The 17,710-nt window shown below is 49.6% G+C and carries 21 protein-coding genes; 11 read left to right on the top strand and 10 right to left on the bottom strand.

Going from position 1 to position 17,710, the window contains the following annotated elements; all coding sequences use genetic code 11:
• Window positions 1-48: 48 nt before the first annotated feature.
• The 6 genes from Q1A04_RS09850 to Q1A04_RS09825 form a co-directional block, all read right to left on the bottom strand.
• On the bottom strand, window positions 49-420 hold the full coding sequence (locus Q1A04_RS09850) for an RNA methyltransferase (RefSeq protein WP_299704766.1): 372 nt from the start codon (window positions 418-420) through the stop codon (window positions 49-51).
• Window positions 421-463: 43 nt separating this feature from the next.
• Window positions 464-1,156, bottom strand: coding sequence for a TrkA family potassium uptake protein (locus tag Q1A04_RS09845; RefSeq protein WP_299704763.1), 693 nt, complete (start codon window positions 1,154-1,156; stop codon window positions 464-466).
• Window positions 1,156-1,773: a uridine kinase gene (gene udk / locus Q1A04_RS09840; RefSeq protein WP_299704760.1), complete on the bottom strand. Its 618-nt coding sequence runs from the start codon at window positions 1,771-1,773 to the stop codon at window positions 1,156-1,158. The genes Q1A04_RS09845 and udk overlap by 1 nt, the downstream gene beginning before the upstream one ends.
• Before the next feature lie 85 nt (window positions 1,774-1,858).
• Window positions 1,859-2,437, bottom strand: coding sequence for a non-canonical purine NTP diphosphatase (locus tag Q1A04_RS09835; RefSeq protein WP_299704757.1), 579 nt, complete (start codon window positions 2,435-2,437; stop codon window positions 1,859-1,861).
• Between the two features lie 101 nt (window positions 2,438-2,538).
• Complete coding sequence (locus Q1A04_RS09830; protein ID WP_299704754.1) at window positions 2,539-2,877, bottom strand: hypothetical protein; 339 nt, start codon at window positions 2,875-2,877, stop codon at window positions 2,539-2,541.
• Between the two features lie 51 nt (window positions 2,878-2,928).
• Window positions 2,929-3,438, bottom strand: a complete 510-nt coding sequence (locus tag Q1A04_RS09825; RefSeq protein ID WP_299704751.1) for a phosphoribosyltransferase family protein — start codon at window positions 3,436-3,438, stop codon at window positions 2,929-2,931.
• A 177-nt stretch (window positions 3,439-3,615) separates the two neighbouring features.
• Between Q1A04_RS09825 and Q1A04_RS09820 the strand changes: the two genes are divergently transcribed.
• From Q1A04_RS09820 to hemC, 6 genes are all read left to right on the top strand, one after another.
• Complete coding sequence (locus Q1A04_RS09820) at window positions 3,616-3,861, top strand: type B 50S ribosomal protein L31 (RefSeq protein WP_101444000.1); 246 nt, start codon at window positions 3,616-3,618, stop codon at window positions 3,859-3,861.
• Between the two features lie 147 nt (window positions 3,862-4,008).
• Window positions 4,009-4,449, top strand: a complete 441-nt coding sequence (locus tag Q1A04_RS09815; RefSeq protein WP_299704741.1) for a hypothetical protein — start codon at window positions 4,009-4,011, stop codon at window positions 4,447-4,449.
• Window positions 4,450-4,519: 70 nt separating this feature from the next.
• Window positions 4,520-5,725, top strand: coding sequence for a GlmU family protein (locus Q1A04_RS09810; RefSeq protein WP_299704738.1), 1,206 nt, complete (start codon window positions 4,520-4,522; stop codon window positions 5,723-5,725).
• Between the two features lie 134 nt (window positions 5,726-5,859).
• Window positions 5,860-6,987 carry a DNA polymerase III subunit delta gene (locus Q1A04_RS09805; protein ID WP_299704735.1) on the top strand — a complete coding sequence of 376 codons (1,128 nt, stop codon included), beginning with the start codon at window positions 5,860-5,862 and terminating at the stop codon, window positions 6,985-6,987.
• 23 nt (window positions 6,988-7,010) lie between these two features.
• Window positions 7,011-7,406: a hypothetical protein gene (locus tag Q1A04_RS09800; RefSeq protein WP_299704732.1), complete on the top strand. Its 396-nt coding sequence runs from the start codon at window positions 7,011-7,013 to the stop codon at window positions 7,404-7,406.
• 59 nt (window positions 7,407-7,465) lie between these two features.
• Window positions 7,466-8,419, top strand: coding sequence for a hydroxymethylbilane synthase (gene hemC / locus Q1A04_RS09795; RefSeq protein ID WP_299704729.1), 954 nt, complete (start codon window positions 7,466-7,468; stop codon window positions 8,417-8,419).
• Between the two features lie 82 nt (window positions 8,420-8,501).
• Here hemC and Q1A04_RS09790 read toward each other — a convergent pair whose 3' ends face one another.
• The gene (locus Q1A04_RS09790; RefSeq protein ID WP_299704726.1) at window positions 8,502-10,070 is read right to left on the bottom strand and encodes a sodium:alanine symporter family protein; all 1,569 of its coding nucleotides are present in this window, start codon (window positions 10,068-10,070) and stop codon (window positions 8,502-8,504) included.
• Between the two features lie 294 nt (window positions 10,071-10,364).
• Here Q1A04_RS09790 and Q1A04_RS09785 point away from each other — a divergent pair, with 294 nt between their 5' ends.
• The 5 genes from Q1A04_RS09785 (at window position 10,365) to Q1A04_RS09765 (ending at window position 15,082) form a co-directional block, all read left to right on the top strand.
• Window positions 10,365-11,003, top strand: a complete 639-nt coding sequence (locus Q1A04_RS09785) for a peptidylprolyl isomerase (protein WP_299704724.1) — start codon at window positions 10,365-10,367, stop codon at window positions 11,001-11,003.
• 204 nt (window positions 11,004-11,207) lie between these two features.
• On the top strand, window positions 11,208-12,119 hold the full coding sequence (locus Q1A04_RS09780; RefSeq protein WP_299704722.1) for an SDR family oxidoreductase: 912 nt from the start codon (window positions 11,208-11,210) through the stop codon (window positions 12,117-12,119).
• A gap of 172 nt (window positions 12,120-12,291) precedes the next feature.
• Entirely contained in the window at window positions 12,292-13,947 is a 1,656-nt protein-coding gene (locus Q1A04_RS09775) for a sodium-dependent transporter (RefSeq protein WP_299704720.1), read from the top strand.
• 6 nt (window positions 13,948-13,953) lie between these two features.
• Window positions 13,954-14,115, top strand: coding sequence for a hypothetical protein (locus Q1A04_RS09770; RefSeq protein WP_299704718.1), 162 nt, complete (start codon window positions 13,954-13,956; stop codon window positions 14,113-14,115).
• Between the two features lie 7 nt (window positions 14,116-14,122).
• Window positions 14,123-15,082 (top strand): helix-hairpin-helix domain-containing protein, encoded by a 960-nt coding sequence (locus Q1A04_RS09765; protein WP_299704716.1) that lies wholly within the window; start codon window positions 14,123-14,125, stop codon window positions 15,080-15,082.
• Window positions 15,083-15,093: 11 nt separating this feature from the next.
• On the opposite strand, the gene Q1A04_RS09760 is transcribed toward Q1A04_RS09765, so the two are convergent.
• From Q1A04_RS09760 to Q1A04_RS09750, 3 genes are all read right to left on the bottom strand, one after another.
• Entirely contained in the window at window positions 15,094-15,576 is a 483-nt protein-coding gene (locus Q1A04_RS09760; RefSeq protein ID WP_299704714.1) for an NUDIX hydrolase, read from the bottom strand.
• 25 nt (window positions 15,577-15,601) lie between these two features.
• The gene (locus tag Q1A04_RS09755) at window positions 15,602-16,690 is read right to left on the bottom strand and encodes a prolyl oligopeptidase family serine peptidase (RefSeq protein ID WP_299704712.1); all 1,089 of its coding nucleotides are present in this window, start codon (window positions 16,688-16,690) and stop codon (window positions 15,602-15,604) included.
• A 179-nt stretch (window positions 16,691-16,869) separates the two neighbouring features.
• Window positions 16,870-17,601, bottom strand: a complete 732-nt coding sequence (locus tag Q1A04_RS09750; RefSeq protein ID WP_299704710.1) for a hypothetical protein — start codon at window positions 17,599-17,601, stop codon at window positions 16,870-16,872.
• Window positions 17,602-17,710: the final 109 nt, after the last annotated feature.

Here is a 17,710-nt window from a genome sequence, read left to right as displayed (position 1 = left end):
TGCGCAACGGGTCAGGACCGTAGACGGACCTGTGGAGAAGGGAATCGCTTAGGGAGCGTTGGGTTGAATAGAAATAGGGAAGAAGCGGGCTACGAAACCGGCTCCGGGCGCTCTGGCCGCATAGGCAGGCAGCGCTTCGTCAGTAGGTATAGCAAAGGCAGGTATGGGAGTGGGCTCCAGCGCATCTTGCTCCAGATTGAGCACCACAAAGGAGGTAGTAGCCTCCAGCATGACCTTTTGCTTGATTACTGTTTTTTCCTGCGGGGCAGTAGCCAGTTGGGAGGCCGACTTTACAGGAGTGCCTTGCGCCGTGTAGGTATACGCCACCACTTCCTGCCCATTGAGCATAAGCGCCCAAAGCAGGGTTACGGTCATCAAAAGATGACGGAAGTGGATTTGTATGGTAGATGCGTTTGGCATATAGAAAGCAAATGTAATGGCTTTCTCTGAAAAATAAAACCTGTTAGCGGTTTATATCAATAAATCGTTTAATATCGTGCTTTTTACCGATAAGAATCAGAATATCAGAAGGATAGATTATTGTGTCGGCCTTTGGAACACCGATGATGTGCTCCACCTGCGTCGGTTTGCCGTCCTGTATCTCTTCAAAAAAGCGCTTGATCGTGATCATGTTGAGGTTATACTTCTCACGCAGCGATATCTTGGCCAAGCTTTTGTTGGCGATGCCACGCGGGGTGTTAATCTCCACGATCTCGTAGTTATCGGGCAGCGGAAGGAAGGTGCGGATGTTGGGTTGCAGCAGGCGCTCAGCCACTGTTTTACCTACTTCTCCCTCCGGCGATAGAATCTCCTGCACACCCATTTTCTCCAAAATACGGCGCTGCTGCTTGTTAGAGGCACGCGTGATCACACGCTTGATGTTAAGCTCCTGCAAGTTGGCCGTGGTAATCAGCAAGGCCTCGAAGTCCTCGCCAATGGCTACGATGGCCGCGTCCATGTCCTGCACGTTCTGCGCTTCGAGGGCACGGATGTCCGTAGCATCAAGAGCTACGGCATAGGCCACTTCGTCCTTGATGGCTTCCACGTGGTCTTCGTCGTTGTCGATGGCGAGCACTTCCGCGCCACGCTCAGCGAGTGTGCGGGCAATGGAGTTACCGAAGATACCGAGGCCGATTACTACGAACTTGTTTCGCATTATTTTATCTTGGAGTTAAGGTATGTGGTCAGCACATCCAGCCCGCGGTCAAAGTTCTCGTTGTTCGGGATGATGATGTCTGCGTCGTTTTTGTAAGGCTTGATGTACTTCTCGTAAGTAGGCGCTACATGATGGGTATAGCGGTACAGTACATCGTCGAGGTCGTAGCCGCGCTCCACTTTGTCGCGCACGATGCGGCGCTGCAGTTTGATGTACTCTTTTGCGTCGATATATACCTTCAGATCGAGCAGTTTGGCGATCTCCTCGAAGTAGAATACGAAAATACCCTCTACCACCACGATGGGTGCTGGCTTGAACTCCAGCTGCTTTGGTACTACGTTGGGGTTGTTGAAGGTGTACTCTTTGCGGAAAACGCTTTCGCCACGGCTCAACTGCAGGATGTCCTGTGCGTAAGCTTCGTCGTCGATGCAGGATGGGAGGTCGAAGTTGACAACCCCATTTAAGTCGCGGGTTTGGTGCTCGCGGTCTTTGTAATAATTGTCCTGAGAGATAAGACAGATGTTCTCAGGTGAGAATGAAGCAAGTAGTCTATTCAAAAAAGTGGTTTTCCCTGAAGCACTACCTCCTGTAATTCCGACGATAAATGGCTTTTGCATTGGAAGTTATGGTTTCAGGCTACAAAATTAGTCTTTTAAGGCCAATGTGGCTACAGCCTGAGCGATTTATTTTACCTCCCCAACGCTAAGCTTCCTTCAAAAATTCCACGAGTTTGCGGATGGCCTCTCCTCGGTGGCTGATGGCGTTTTTCTCCTCCGGCGTCATCTCCGCAAAGGTGCGATCATAGCCCTCGGGTATAAAAATAGGGTCGTAGCCAAAGCCTTTATCGCCTTTCCACTCGGTGGTGATATGGCCGTTTACAGTGCCCTCAAACTGGTGCTCCTGTCCGTCAAGGTATAGCGTGATCGAGGTTCTGAAGCGAGCGCGGCGGATCTCGTGACCTTCAAGCTTTTTGAGCAAGTGGCGAATGTTGTCAGCGTCATTGCGCTGCGGTCCGGCATAGCGAGCGGAGTATACGCCCGGTTCACCGCAAATAGCATCCACTTCCAGCCCCGTGTCGTCAGCAAAACAGTTGACCTTGTACTTCTCCCACACGTATTGCGCTTTCTGGCGGGAGTTGCCCTCCAGTGTGTCTTGGTCTTCGGCGAGTTCCTCGTGGCAGCCAATGTCCTCTAAGGTGAGTAGTTTATACTTGCCTTCGAGCATGCGGCTTACCTCGGCTACTTTGTTTTTGTTGTTGGTGGCGAAGCAGAGTTCTTTCATAGATCAGGAGTTGAGGATGAGCGGGACTAAAATTTATACTTCTGGCGCTAAGTTGAGTAGTACGGGCTGAGGTGTTTTAAGATTAATATAGGCTTTTTGCATCATTCATGAGTTGCATTTGCCATTGCCTGTGAGCGTCGTTCTATGTTTTTAAGTTGGTTATACCTTTTGGTATTAGAATTCCAGTGGTAAGCGTGTAAACCTAAGCCGATGGCACTGTAAATAAAAAGCCTGATCAAGAAATCAGAAGAGGCATAGGCGTCGGCAATGGCAGCGGTGTCCCAAGCTTTTAGCTTATCCCATGATTGGAAAAGCTTTGAGAAGATACCAACGAGCACACCCCACAGCAAGCCACGGGTCAGGATGTAGCGCCACTGGCCACGCACCTTCGTCTTGTCCCATTTCCTAATGAAGTGTATTTCTGCTTTGTTTAACTGCATGGCAATCTGTTTAAGGGCAATGCTCCTTTTGGGGATAGCTTGGATATGCTTTTAGTGGAGATACGCTGCGACCTCATCTTCCTGCAGCACCACATCCACTCGTTCGCGCAGGGTGGTAGCCAGCGAGTAGCCGGTATAGGTCGCCGACACCGGGAATAAAGTATGGTGACGGTTCACGAGCGTAGCGATCTCTACTTTTTTGGGGTCTTGCGGCAGTAGGGCATTCAAGGTATAGGCCAGCGTCTTGCCCGTGTTCAGCACATCATCTACAATGATCACCACGGCGTCTTTGAGCGAAGCGCCTTCCGGACTGATGGATACTGGCGTTTGCAGCGGGGCGGTTTTGTCTAATGTAACTTGCAACAGCGTCACTTTGATAGGCGAGATTTTCTCCAGTTCAGCGGCCAGCATACCCGCCAAGGTATAGCCGTTGCGGTGTATACCTGCCAGCACAAGTGTTTGTTCTTCAAAGTTTTGCTCGTATACCTCGTAGGCCATGCGGGTGATCTTTTGCTGGATCTGCCCTTGGTCGAGTATCAGGTTTTGCTGTGGGTGTGTCATGTGGGTGTCGGTAAAGGGTATGGCGCTGTGCCTGAGACAAATTTAAATAATTATCGATAGCTACAGCACACGAGGGCAAATGAGTAAAATAATTTGGTTAGTAGCGTTTTAATTTCGAAAATACTTATTAAATTTGCAGTCCGATTCAGAAATTAAGGTTAATTAACGTTTATAATAATGAAAAAAGGCATTCACCCAGAATACAGAGAGGTGGTTTTCCAGGATATGACGAGTGATTTTAAATTCATCACGCGTTCTACCATGAACTCTAGCGAGACAATCACAATGGAAGACGGCAAAGAGTATCCAGTAATCAAAGTGGAAGTTTCTTCTGCGTCTCACCCTTTCTACACTGGTAAAAACATTTTTGTGGATACTGCGGGTCGTGTGGAGCGTTTCAACACACGTTACAAGAAAAAATAAGCAAGTATACTACTTGGTTAAAACGTTTGACTAGAAAAGTCTTCCTGAGAAATTGGGAAGACTTTTTTATTTGAGTCCACCTTACTTATTGGCCCGGTTTCTGTTATAGCCAAAAGCATATATAGACGCTTACAAACCCCCTTGACTATGAAATTAAGAGCTACTTACTTGTTTGCCCTGCTGTCGCTTTTCGCCTTCACTTCTTGCGATAAAACCGAAGAGGTTATACCTGAGCCCGGGCCAGTCGACAAAACGGTGATCTTTGAAGTGTTCGGCGATCAGGATTTCTCCTACAGCCGCTATGGCGAGGAAGAGATAACAATTCAAGTAGTGATCAGTCGAATGAACAGGGATGTGGCAGATGCGATAGAAACGGTGGTGTTTGACAGTACCTTCACCATGGCCTTAAAGTACATGCCTGTGCGGGCCAACCGCTTGTCTATCCGGAAAACAGTGCCCGCTGTGCTGGACGCCCAAGAAAGTGTGTTTGTCGGGACCGGCTATACCTACATGCAGCAGTCTTTTGGAAAGAGCCAAACCTTTCCTGCCGACCAAGTAGAAAAGACTTTCCAGTTGACGGTCTATTAGCGAAAAGATTATACCTAATTAACACAGTCTTCCTGAACTATTTCGGGAAGACTTTTCTATTTTTGTAGCTATGAATATCATTCTCTTCGATGAACCGGTAATTCGTCAGTCGCTGTTGCCGCTGACTTTTACAAGACCGGTAGCCTGTATTCGGGTAGGTATAATGACTGTTGCCGAGAAATGGCAAAAGTATACCGACGCCAGTGTGTCGTATCTCACGCAGTCCTATCTGCAGCAGAAGTTTCCGGCGCAGTTCCAGACAAGCAGCCTGTATATAAACGGCGCCGTCTGCCCTGACCCGCAGTTGGTGCAGCAGGTGAAGTCCCTGCAGGCAGGCGAGAGCCTGTGGCAAGATGGCTTACTGGTGGCGGTGCATGCAGGAGAACGGGAGTTCAAAACGGTGGAAGACCTTGCCAACCATACCTTTGAACTGAAGCAGGAATGCCAGCCACAAACCATCATTCAAGAGGTATGGGAGATTTTTGTGCAGAACGGAGAGCAGATTCGCAGCGACTACAAGGTGCTTACCGAAGGCCGCGAGAGCCAACCGATCGGTGACAAGTACACTATGTTGTATGGCGAGGAAAATATCTTCATCGAAGAGGGCGCTAAGATACGTGCGGCTATACTCAATGCCGAGAGCGGACCTATTTACATAGGCAAGAATGCCCAGATACACGAGGGGGCTGTGGTAAAAGGTCCGTTTGCGATCTGCGAAAGTAGCAACGTGAACGTGGGCGGCAAAATGCGAGGCGACGTGACCATCGGCCCTTTTTCGAAGGTAGGTGGCGAAGTAGCGGCTTCGGTTATCTTTGGCTATACCAACAAAGGCCACGAAGGCTACCTCGGTAACTCCGTGCTAGGCGAGTGGTGCAACTTAGGTGCCGATACCAATACCTCGAATCTGAAGAACAACTACGCCGAAGTGAAGATATGGAGCTATGCCAAAGGCGGCTTCAAGAACACGGGGCAGCAGTTCTGCGGCCTCATTATGGGCGACCATAGCAAGAGCGGCATCAACACCATGTTCAACACGGGCACGGTGGTCGGTGTGAGCGCCAACATATTCGGGGCAGGCTATCCGCGCAACTTTATACCTTCCTTCGCTTGGGGAGGTGCCGCCGGCTTCGAAACATTCCAACTGCGCAAAGCCAACGAAGTAGCCGAAAAAGTGATGGAGCGTCGCAGTGTAGCTTACGATGAAACCGAGCGAGCTATTATGGCCGACATCTTCGAGCAAACCCGCGAATACCGGGTGTGGGATAGGAAAGTTTAACTGTTGATTGTTAATTGCCTATTGTTGTTTTTCTGCATGTGAATAGCCGCCACTGGATTAGGTAGCTGCCATCCATTCTTGCAACCATCTATCAATAGAACCAATCAACAATCAGCAACCAACAATTAACAAACGTGCATTTCTCTCAAATAAAAGGACATCAGGAAACGAAAGCCTTACTGGTTAACTCGGTGCGGCAGAACCATGTGGCGCATGCTCAGCTGTTTCTGGGGCAGGAGGGGAGTGCCAATCTGGCGCTGGCGCTGGCCTATGCCACGTACATTAACTGCGAGGACCGGCAGGCTGATGATTCATGTGGAACGTGCAGCAGCTGCGTGAAAATGAACAAGCTGGTGCACCCCGACTTTAACTTCGTGATGCCTGTGACGAGCACCAAGTCGGTGACGAAAGATGTGCTGAGCCAGAAATTCCTGACCGATTGGCGCGAGTTCGTGCTGGCCAATCCGTATCAAGGGCTGAACGAGTGGATGCAGCACATCGGCGCCGAGAACAAGCAGGGCAATATATCGAAAGAGGAAAGCCGCCAACTGGTGAAGCTAGTTTCTTTAAAGGCTTTTGAGGGAGATTACAAGATCGTGCTCATCTGGCTGCCCGAACTGATGCACCCCTTCGCGGCCAATGCGCTACTCAAGTTGCTCGAAGAACCGCCAGCTAAAACGCTATTCCTGTTGGTGTCGCAGTCGGCCGAGAAGCTCTTGGCGACTATCACCTCCCGTACCCAGATCGTGCAGGTGCGTGCTTTCACACAGGAAGAAGTAATTTCCTATCTGCAGGAAAAGCACGGACTCGACGACACGGCCGCTTACCAGATTGCACAGCTCGCAGAAGGCAACCTGAATGCCGCCGCCAAGCTTACCAGCGAGGTTAGCAGCGACTACTTTACCTTCTTTACCGACTGGATGCGCAATTGCTACAGCTATAAGTTCGATAAGGTAGTAGACTTTAGCGAAGAGTTTCAGAAGCTGGGACGCGAGAACCAGAAGAACTTCTTGCTATACGCACTTAACCTGTTCCGTAAGGTGATGCTCTATGGAGTAGACCCTGCACTGATCGCATACCTGCCCCCAAACGAGCTCGATTTCGTACAGAAGTTCTCGAAGCTGATAACCGAAAACAATGCCGACAAACTAACGCAGGAACTCAACGAGGCACATTATCACATAGAGCGTAACGCCAACCCGAAAATGGTGTTCGTGGACAGCTCGATCCAAATTGCCCAGTACCTGCGCAACGCTAACTAAGCACTGTTTAGCAAGTAATTTATATGGAATTTCATCCTCCTATAAGCGAACGAGAAACAGACGAACTAATTCGGATTGCGAATTATCCGGATGAGTGGAATCCTTTGGCTGTGGCCCAAGCAAAGAAGGAACTGGTAATTAGGAATGTTCCAGTAGAGTATGAAAAGAAGAAGCTAGCAGTTTTTAATCTTTACAATCAAAAGAAAAAGCAAGTAATTACAAAGAAAAAAGCAAATGAGGCCTTTGAGTGGCATGAGTTTGTATTCGGTTTTCACCATGTTCTTTTCGAAATGCTCTGTGATTGGGATATGAAGAAAGACGGGTATTTAACAAAGCATCGGCAGAGGAAGTACACATTCTCTATCCTTGCGATTCTGATTGCGATAGTATATGCCTATTGGCATCTTATAAAAGAATAAATTAAGTTCTGAACAAGTGCCATACTTGGCCACACTTGTTCACTAACTAAGAAGATATCATGGAAAATAATACAGCAGTAAAAACCATTAACATCGGAACACGCGGCAGCAAGCTGGCCCTTTGGCAGGCGCACGCCGTGGCCGACAAGCTACAAGCTGCCGGTCTCGACACCGAAATCGTGATCATCAGCACCAAAGGCGACCAGATTCTGGACCGCTCCCTTGATAAGATTGGCTCAAAGGGCGTGTTCACTGAAGAACTGGAAGTAGGTCTGCGCGACGGCAGCATCGACATTGCCGTGCACAGCGCCAAAGATGTGCAGTCGTCTATACCTGACGATCTGGAACTGGTGGCTTTTATGGAGCGCGAGAAAGTGAACGATGTGATTCTGTCGTTCAACCCGGATTTCAAACTGGAGCGCGACAGCAAGGTGGTGATCGGTACTTCGTCAACACGCCGCAAGGCCTTGCTAAGAAAGTATTACCCGAACGTAACCACCGCCGAGTCACGCGGCAACCTGCAGACCCGCCTGCAGAAGCTCAAAGACGGGCAGTTTGATGCGCTCATGCTGGCTTATGCCGGTGTGTTTCGCATGGGCTACGACGACCTGATTGTGCATACCTTCCCAGAAGATGAGTTTATACCTGCCGCTGGTCAGGGAAGCGTGGCCGTGGAATGCGCCCGCGACTTAGAGCCTGAACTGAAGCAGCAACTGAAAGATGCCCTAGACCACGCCAATACCCATGTGTGTCTAGTCGCGGAACGCGCTTTCCTGCGCACCATGGAGGGTGGTTGCAGTATACCTTCCTTCGCATTGGCTACCTTGACAGCCAATGGCAACGTGAGCATACAAGGCGGACTGGTGAGTCTGGATGGGCAGCAGCACTTGTATGAGAAATTCGAAAGTGCCAAAGAAGAAGCTGAAGCATTAGGCGTGAAGCTGGCTGAAACTATTTTGGGCCGAGGCGGTGATCAGATATTGAAAGAGATCAGATCTGAAAGAGCAGAATAATATAGAAGCGAAGATTCTTAAAAAAACGGGCCGCCTGCAAGAAGCAAGCGGCCCGTTTCCATTTTATGGCTTAGACTAGAACCTATGCTTCGAGCTCAGCTTCCAATTGTGCTGCGTCCACAGCTTCTTGGGTCAGCGGCTGTTTGTTGCTTGAGCGCGCGTAGACAAGGAAGGCCTGCATTTCGCTTTTCACGACAGGTGCCAAGATGAACAAACCTACCAGATTAGGTATACTCATGGCAAAGAGCATGGCATCAGAAAAGGCGACCACACTGTTGAGTTGAATCGGAGCGCCCAGCACCACAAAGGCGCAGAACAGCACTTTAAAAGAGATGTCGGCTGCTTTGGTATGGCCAAACAAATAGGTCCAAGACTTAAGGCCGTAGTACGACCACGTGATCATGGTAGAGAAAGCGAATAGGATAACAGCAGCCGCCAAGATAAGCGGGAACCAGTCGATCACAGTGGCGAAAGCTGATGAAGTGAGCGCAATACCATCGCCTGTGTCTTGCGTGTAAGCACCTGTTACTACAATAACCAGCGCGGTCATGGTACAGACGATGACAGTATCTATAAAAGGCTCCAGCGAGGCCACGAAACCTTCTGTAACCGGCATGTTGGTTTTCACAGCGGAGTGGGCAATGGAAGCTGAGCCTATACCTGCCTCATTCGAGAAAATACCGCGGCGCAGACCCTGAATCATCACACCCACCACACCGCCACCAATGGCAGTCGCGCTGAAAGCACCTTCAAAAATCGCCACAAAAGCGGCAGGGATTTGCGTGAAGTTAACCGCTAACACCACGATGGCCGCCAGAATGTAAACGCCGCACATCAGAGGCACCACTTTCTCGGTTACGCGGGCAATGCTCTTCATGCCGCCCAATATCACGAGGCCCACCAGTACGGCCATGATCAGGCCGAACATCCATGCATTGCCACCTCCAAAGAAAGAGGCTTCGGCACCGCCTGTCACAGTGATAAATTGCTGTGTCGCTTGATTGATCTGAAACATGTTGCCAGCCCCAAGCGCACCGCCAATACACATTACGGCAAAAAAAGCGGCCAAGAACTTGCCAAGTCCTTTCATGCCACGCTCGCTTAGTCCCTTGTTCAGGTAATGCATGGGGCCTCCCGAAACGGTGCCATCGGCGTGCACATCACGGTACTTCACGCCCAGCGTGCACGACACGAACTTGGTCGACATGCCAAATATACCTGCCATGATCATCCAGAAGGTGGCACCCGGTCCGCCCAGCGAAATCGCGATAGCCACTCCCGCAATATTGCCCAACCCGACCGTGCCCGACACGGCGGCAGTTAAGGCTTGAAAGTGGGAAACCTCTCCCGGTGCACCGGGCTGGTTATACTTGCCACGTACGATGTCCAAAGCGTGTTTAAAGCCCCGAATGTTGACAAAGCCAAGGTATACAGTAAAGAAAAGCGCACCTGCCAGCAACCACACCAGAATAAGCGGTATACCTGTACCGGCCACCTGCACTTCATAGAAGATGATGTCGGAGATAAACTGCGCAGTGGGAGCCACGGCAGCTTCAATTTTTTCGTCGATAGTAGTGGGTATAGGAGTTTGGGCTATTGCCCCGCCCGAAGTAGTGAGGCCAAGAGTTAGTAAAAGTAGGATTCTTTTCATTAAATAAGGGTAGGTAAGTTTAGTCAGCATGCTTTAATATAATTTTATTTGACGGAAGTAGGAAATTTACATCCGAATTGCTTCTAGAGGTACAGCATAAAACTAGCAAAATGCAAAACGCTTCCTGTTTTACAATGCTAACTCTTTGCACAATGCTATACCTCTGTACATTACTTTAAAATTGAAGTATTCAAATAAGAGGGTAGAAAATCAATGCAATACATGAAAAGGAGCTAAAAAGGCTTAAATTTGAAATTTAGACCTGATTTAATACATCAAACCTTTATCTATAACATGAATCCGCTTAGAAAGACAATTGCTTTTGTGATGGTGCTGGCGCTGTTGCCAATGGCCGTACTGGCCCAGAAAGCTCCGAAAGGCAAAGACCAACTGGTAACTATTTCCACGCCGATGGGCGAGATGAAACTGGTGCTTTTCGACGACACACCGCTGCACAAAGAGAATTTCCTGAAGCTAGCCCGCGAGGGCTATTACGATGGCACCACCTTCCATCGGGTGATCGACGGCTTTATGATACAGGGCGGTGACCCTAACACAAAAGACAGTGATCCGAGCAATGATGGCGGGGGTAATCCGGGTTATACTGTCCCGGCCGAGATCAACCCCAAGTACAAGCACGTGCGCGGTGCGGTTGCAGCCGCCCGACTGGGTGATCAAGTAAATCCGAAGAAAGAATCGAGCGGATCCCAGTTTTATATTGTGGAAAACCACCAAGGCACTCCGCAACTCGACGAAGCCTATACCGTGTACGGGCAGGTAGTGGACGGACTTGATGTGATCGATAAAATTGCCGAGCAGCCTGTTGGCGGCCGTAACCGTCCGCTCTCCGACATTCGCATGACAGTGAAGGTAGAGAATATAAAAAAGAAAAAGATCGCCCGGAAGTACGGCTATACCTACCCGCAGGAGTAGTAGGGCGTGCCTGCGTGGAATGTTCCGCCTGAGCAAATACACTCGCGCTATGCCCAGCCTATTTAATAGCGCATTACAAGCCTGCTGCATAAAGCAGGGACAGTCGTAAATTTCCAGTCCACTTGCGCACTATAAGCGGCGACTGCAGCAAAATCCTTCCAATGACTGCTCCGTGGACTTATACCTAAAACCGAAACAAGCATCATGAAAAAAATACTGATTACAGGCTCGAATGGTCTACTCGGTCAGAAACTGGCCGCTTTGCTTTTACCACGCACCGATGTGGAACTGTTGGCGACGAGCCGTGGCGAGAACAAGCTGGCTGAGATCTTCCCAACCTTGTCTTTTGTCTCGATGGACGTGACCAACCGCGAGGAGGTTGAGCGTGTGGTAGCCGATTTTCAACCGACTCACCTAATCCACACCGCCGCCATGACGAATGTGGACCAGTGCGAAACCGATCAAGCCGGTGCCCTGAAGCTCAATCGTGATGCCGTAGCCTATGTGGTGGAGGCCTGCGAAAAACACAATGTGCACCTCATTCACCTGTCCACCGATTTTATTTTTGATGGTGAAGACGGTCCTTATGATGAAGAGGCCGAAGGCAACCCGATCAGTTTCTATGGCGAAACCAAACTGATGGCTGAGGAGATTGTGAAGAATGCAAGATGCAAGTGGGCAATATTGCGCACGGTGCTGGTTTACGGGGTGGTGAACGACTACGGCCGCACCAACATTGTGCTTTGGGTGCGCGACAGCTTGCAAGCCGGTAAAGTGATCAAGGTGGTGGATGACCAGTTCCGCACGCCTACCTTGGCCGAAGATCTTGCCATGGGCTGTTGGCTGGCAGTGCAGCACAACGCCGAGGGAATTTACAACATCTCGGGCAGGGAGATGTATACGCCTTATCAAATGGCCATGATCGTGGCGGACTACTTTCAACTGAATAAATCGCTGATAGATAAGGCAGATGCCTCTACTTTCTCTCAGCCAGCCAAGCGTCCGCCACGCACCGGTTTCATGATCACCAAAGCTGAAAAAGAGTTGGGTTATCAGCCACACACTTTCTTAGAAGGTATCGCCATGGTGGCCGAGCAGGCCGAAATGCTGTCTTAAAACATGTTCAAATGAGTGAGCCGAGTTGCTTGGGGAGAGGGGTAGTATTAAAAATATGGAATTTAATATGGTGCAATCAGAACCATTGTTTAAATTGTAAGCTTTAAATCCTGATTATCCGTGCTTTTACACTAACCAACTAATCTAAACTAATCAACCTTTACCCCTTTTTATGAGTGCTAACAAAGAATCATGGGGCTCGCGAGTGGGTCTCATTCTGGCCATGGCCGGCAACGCAGTTGGTCTCGGTAACTTTCTACGTTTTCCGGTGCAGGCTGTGCAGAACGGCGGTGGAGCTTTCATTATCCCCTACCTGATCTGCTTTTTGGTGATGGGTATCCCACTTCTTTGGATCGAATGGTCCATGGGACGTTTCGGGGGCAAGTTCGGTCACCACTCCACCCCCTTCATCGTGGACACCATGCACCGCAACCGCCTGTGGAAGTACATTGGCGTATTCGGTATCTGGACCAACATCGCGGTGGCTTCTTACTACTGCTACCTCGAGTCTTGGACGCTTTCTTACGTGTTCCACTCCATCGGTGGCACTTTCGCCGGGCTGGATCAGAACGGCGTTTCCAATTTCTTCAATGAGTACGTGAGTTTGGGAGAGTCTACTTTCGGCATACCTTATGAGCCGATTGTTTTCTTCGTGATCTGTTTGCTGCTTAACACGTGGATCCTTTCCCAAGGCCTTGCCAAAGGTGTGGAGCGTGTGGCTAAGATCGGTATGCCGTTGCTTATCCTGTTCGGTATATTCCTAGCCTACAAAGGGTTTACAATCACAGCGGGCGAAGATGGCGCTATCAACGACAGCTCTGTAGGCCTTAATTTCCTCTGGACACCGAACTTTGATGAGTTGTGGTCACCAACCGTTTGGTTGGCGGCTGCCGGTCAGATTTTCTTTACCCTTTCGGTGGGTATGGGCACGGTGCATTGCTACGCTTCCTATGTGCGCTCCAAAGACGATATTGCCCTCAACGCCATGTCAGCCGGGTGGATGAACGAGTTTGTGGAAGTGGTGCTGGGTGCCGCTATTCTAATCCCTATCTCGATCGGATACTTGGGCATTGAAGGCGTTACGAACTTGGTGAACAGCCAAGGTGGTCTCGGACTTGGTTTCAGAACGCTGCCATATCTGTTCTACCAATGGGGCGACGTGCTGGGCGCTGTGGCCGGTGTCATGTGGTTCGGGCTCCTGTTCTTTGCCGGTATCACGTCATCGCTCGCCATGGGTACACCATGGATAGGCTTCCTGCAGGATGAGTTTAACTGGAGACGCAAGCCTGCCGCTTGGTCTTTTGGTCTGATCGTGCTGATGCTCGGTATGCCAACGGTGCTGTTCTTTAAGTATGGCGTGTTTGATGAGTATGACTACTGGGCCGGTACCGTATCGCTGGTAGTATTCGCTTTGTTTGAATCTATTCTGTTTGCATGGGTGTTTGGTATGAACAAAGGCTGGCGTGAGATCACCTCCGGTGCCGACATTGAAGTGCCTAGTTTCTACAAATATATCATCAAGTTCGTGACCCCACTGTTACTGCTTTGGGTGTTTGTAGGCTCCCTCATCACACCAAAAGGTGGCGATTGGGCCGGAGCGTTCGCCAATGGCTGGGAACTGGACGACAGCTCTATCATCAATAAGATCAAGAACACCAGCCTGAAGCGCCAGCTCGCAGAGGCTACTGACCCGGAGGTGATTCAGCAGTTGCAGGATACGCTGTTCTTTGTGAATGCTTCGCGTACGCTATTGGTCGCAGTATTTTTGAGCATCGCGCTGCTGGTTTACATTGCCTATAAAAAAAGAGTTAGAGAAGGAAGAATTTAGGAAACTATGAATACATCTGCACTTGTTGTCATGCTCAGTACCATCACGTTGGTGACTGGCCTCATGTTATACTTTTTTTACCGGGTGGTGAGTGCACCCCCAAAACCGGAGCCTGATTCGTACCTCGACAACGACGATGAGATAGAGCGGCAGGCCCCGCGGGCTTAGCATAGAAATGAAAAAAATAAAGTACTGGATTCGACGCAACTTTGGCTTTTCGCAGCGCGAGGTAAATGGGTTTCTGGTACTGATAGGAGCAATGGTGCTGCTTACGGCAGCACCATTGCTATTTAAATGGTTTACCAAACCGGAGATTGGCGCCATCGGCAACGCGACTGACCGCCAATTGCTCGACAGTCTGGTGGCGCAACTCGAGACAAAGCAACCCGAAAAGACAGGGCGGCGACAGCTGTACCAAGTACCGGTGGCGAAGTTGCAGCCCTTCAACCCGAATGACCTGAACGAGGCGCAATGGCAGGAACTCGGCTTGCCCAAATTCATGGCGCAGCGCATACTCAACTACCGCAATAAAGTCGGCGACTTCGCCTACAAAGCCCAACTGGCCACTATCTACGATTTCCCTGACTCTGTTTTTCAACAGTTGTATCCTTACATCCAGCTGCCGGAGACCAAGCCTAGTAGGTATAACCGCAACCAAGGTATAGCCGCCAGTGCCCGGTCAGCCCCAAATCCGAACTGGGCAAACAATACCCGGCCACGGGAGCGTTTTATTCTCGCACCCTTCAACATTAACACCGCCGACACTACAGCCCTAAAACAGATCAGAGGTATAGGGAGTAAGCTTTCTGCAAGAATCGTAAAGTACCGGGATGGATTGGGTGGATTTTACACTATGGCGCAGGTGCAAGAAGTATATGGTCTGCCACCTGCCATTGTAGACAGTCTGCAGAAATACACCTTTGTGGCGCATACCTATACCTTGCAACAAGTATCGCTGAACAAAGCCAATGCCGAAGAGTTGAAGGCACATCCTTATATTAGCTCCAATGTGGCTCGTGCCATAGTAGCCTACCGGGAGCAACATGGCGCCTACCGCCAAATAGAGGATATCAAAAAAATAAAGCTGGTGACACCGGAGCTGTTCGAGAAGATCAGTCCTTATCTGGTGATCTAGGTATAGCGGGGTTATGTTTTTCGGGCCGCGATCATTTCCGATGCTTTCTCCAGCACCGATCGTTCCGTTTTAAAGGCCAGCAATTCTTTTGCTGCCAGCAGGTCCACCCAGCGGGCTTCGTTTACTTCCCAATCGTGCTGGCCAATGTCACCTGACTCGTAAGAGAGTAGGAAAAAATGCACGAACTTGTGGAAGCGTACACGCTCAGCTCCTTTGCTTCCCACATACCAGTACTCGATTGTCTCAATTTTTTCCAGTAGTGATGCGGTGACTCCCGTTTCTTCCCGCACCTCACGCACAGCCGTTACTTCGGGTGTTTCGCCTGTATCCACAAGTCCCTTGGGTAGCTGCCAACGAGCGGGTTTTCCTACCGAAATGAGCGCTACTTCTATACCTGAAGCAGCCAGCCGAAAAACAACCCCGCCCGAAGAAACCTGCTCCAGCGTAGGTATACTGGCTTTGGAAGAAGTCGCTTTGTTAGGTTCTTCAGGCATGTGCTCAATTTTCAAACAAATATGGTTACTGACTAGCCGTAGGCTCTGTAGCAGGAGGCAGTTTCTTTTGCTGTTCGTTTAGCCAAAGCAGGCCCGGATTGTAAGCCATGTCGTGCACGCCAACAAAGAGCACCAGCCTGACATTAGCCGACTCCCGCATGAATACGATCTTCGGGTCTTTTACACCAAAATATTTATCCCGAGTAGTTGCACCTTCTATCCCTTCCGGAAGCTCCTGCTTTTCCAGTATGTAATCTATTTCTTTCTGAGAAATGGTGTCTGCCGGATCAGCCAGTATGTTGTATGCCCTGATGGAATGGTCCGGTGGGACGAGCACATCTACCGTGCCGTGTGCCAGAAAGATAGGGACTTCTTTTGCGTTTTGGATGTAGGTGCTCGGGCTGCGGCGCTTGCACTCCTCTGCAGCAGGTGTGCCCGGTATAGGTTCACCGCCACAGGCTGCTACAATATGTCTATTGTAATCGCGGTGCGGGTAGTTCTGGCTAAAGGCATACCAATCCACTAGATCGAAGACTGGCACCCATGCCACTACGCCGGCCCAGATTTCCGGGTGGCGACCCGCCGCCACCAAGGCCGTCATGGCGCCGCCCGATGAACCCAAAATGTAAATGCGCGACTCATCGATCTCCGCATTTGCCTTGGCGTAGTTCACGGCATCCACTAAGTCCTGTATGGCTAGGTCAGAGGCCATGGCTTCGGGCTTGTTGAACTTGCCACGGTAGTTGGGGTGGATAAAGGCCCAGTCGTACTCCTTAGACCAAAGTGCGAACGGGATGCTCACCTCCTGCAGATACTCACTGCTCCAACTGTGCAACATGACCAGCAGCGGGCGCTTTCCCGTAGTTTCAGAGCTATAGAACAGAGCCGGTTGTTCATTCCCGTCTATCGTGGACTTTATTTTTACTTCCTTTATTTCAGGTACCTGCTCCTTCCATTTTTGGAGGCTCTCGTCGGCAAACTTAGAAGGGTACTGCTTAGATGTGGTGTATTCGTCCATGCGATCCACCGCTTTCTCTTGGCGCTCTTTGCGGCAGGATGTGAAAATTGCGATGGCGCACAACAAGTAAAGCGCAATAAGGATATGCTTCTTCATAGAGTGAAAGTACGGCAATGGGTTTGCAAGCTACAGCAAGCGGGCCATATTACAACTGCCCGCTCCCCGAAATTGTTTGAAACACAAACAGTCTTAGGATGTGCTGCTATACTTACGGATAGTGCCCTAATGTTGGTTAAATAAAATATAGGCGACGCTTAAAGAGAGCAGGTGTAGGGTTACGTTTGTTTAAGCGCAGGCTTATTAGCAGGCATCGTATACACAGCGAAGATAAAGCTGGCTAAAATAAATTCCTGTATTTCCCACACCTTACCGTCTCGGATCAGGAGTGCGGTGAAGAAGCAAAGCATGTATAAAAAGCTCTGTAAAGAGCTTGGCAATGGCACACTGAACTTGTCTGTCAAATCCCTTAACCACTTCTTGCGCCGGTAGAGCACCGGAAAAGCCAGAAAGTAGATGAAAACCCCCGTGTACATTAGTTTCCCGAATATCAGCTTGTTCAGGTTAACGCCAGAGAGATGGATGTTGTGTAGGTTGAATTCCTGCTGGGGATTTACCTTTTCAAGGTTGTCGGGCGTTTCAAAGCCGATGATCCGCTGCGCCCACGATATCTCTTCCCCAAAACCAAAGAACAGCAGAAAGGCGGACGCAAAGAAAAACATTTTCGGCAGTTTGTTCTCTTCCTGAAGAGCCTTGTATAGACACAGTATTGAAGTGAAAAGAAGGAAAAAAACATTGAGGTACTCAATGTAACCGTCTTCTTTGCTATACAGGTAGAAGAGGTCTCGGTTCAGGTAGAAAAAAAGGATGCTAATAAAAACATGGCTCAGAGTGAAGGTATAAAGGAAAGTAGCAAGCCCTGCTGTTGTGTCTGATTGAGCTTGCTCCAGACTATAAGCGGGACGTGGAAGGTAAAGGTGGAAAGGTCTGAATCTTCTAATCAAATTCATAGGCATATCTACTTATAGGCCTGCTGCGCCGATAAGGATATTTACGCTATATTTTTGTCCAGTATAAGGTTGTTTATAGTTTTATTTTCCTGATTTACAGATGATTATG

It is taken from the genome of uncultured Pontibacter sp., from assembly GCF_947499215.1.
Lineage (GTDB): Bacteria > Bacteroidota > Bacteroidia > Cytophagales > Hymenobacteraceae > Pontibacter.
Note: the sequence above shows the minus strand (reverse complement) of the source record. Positions and strands in the feature narration are given on the sequence as shown.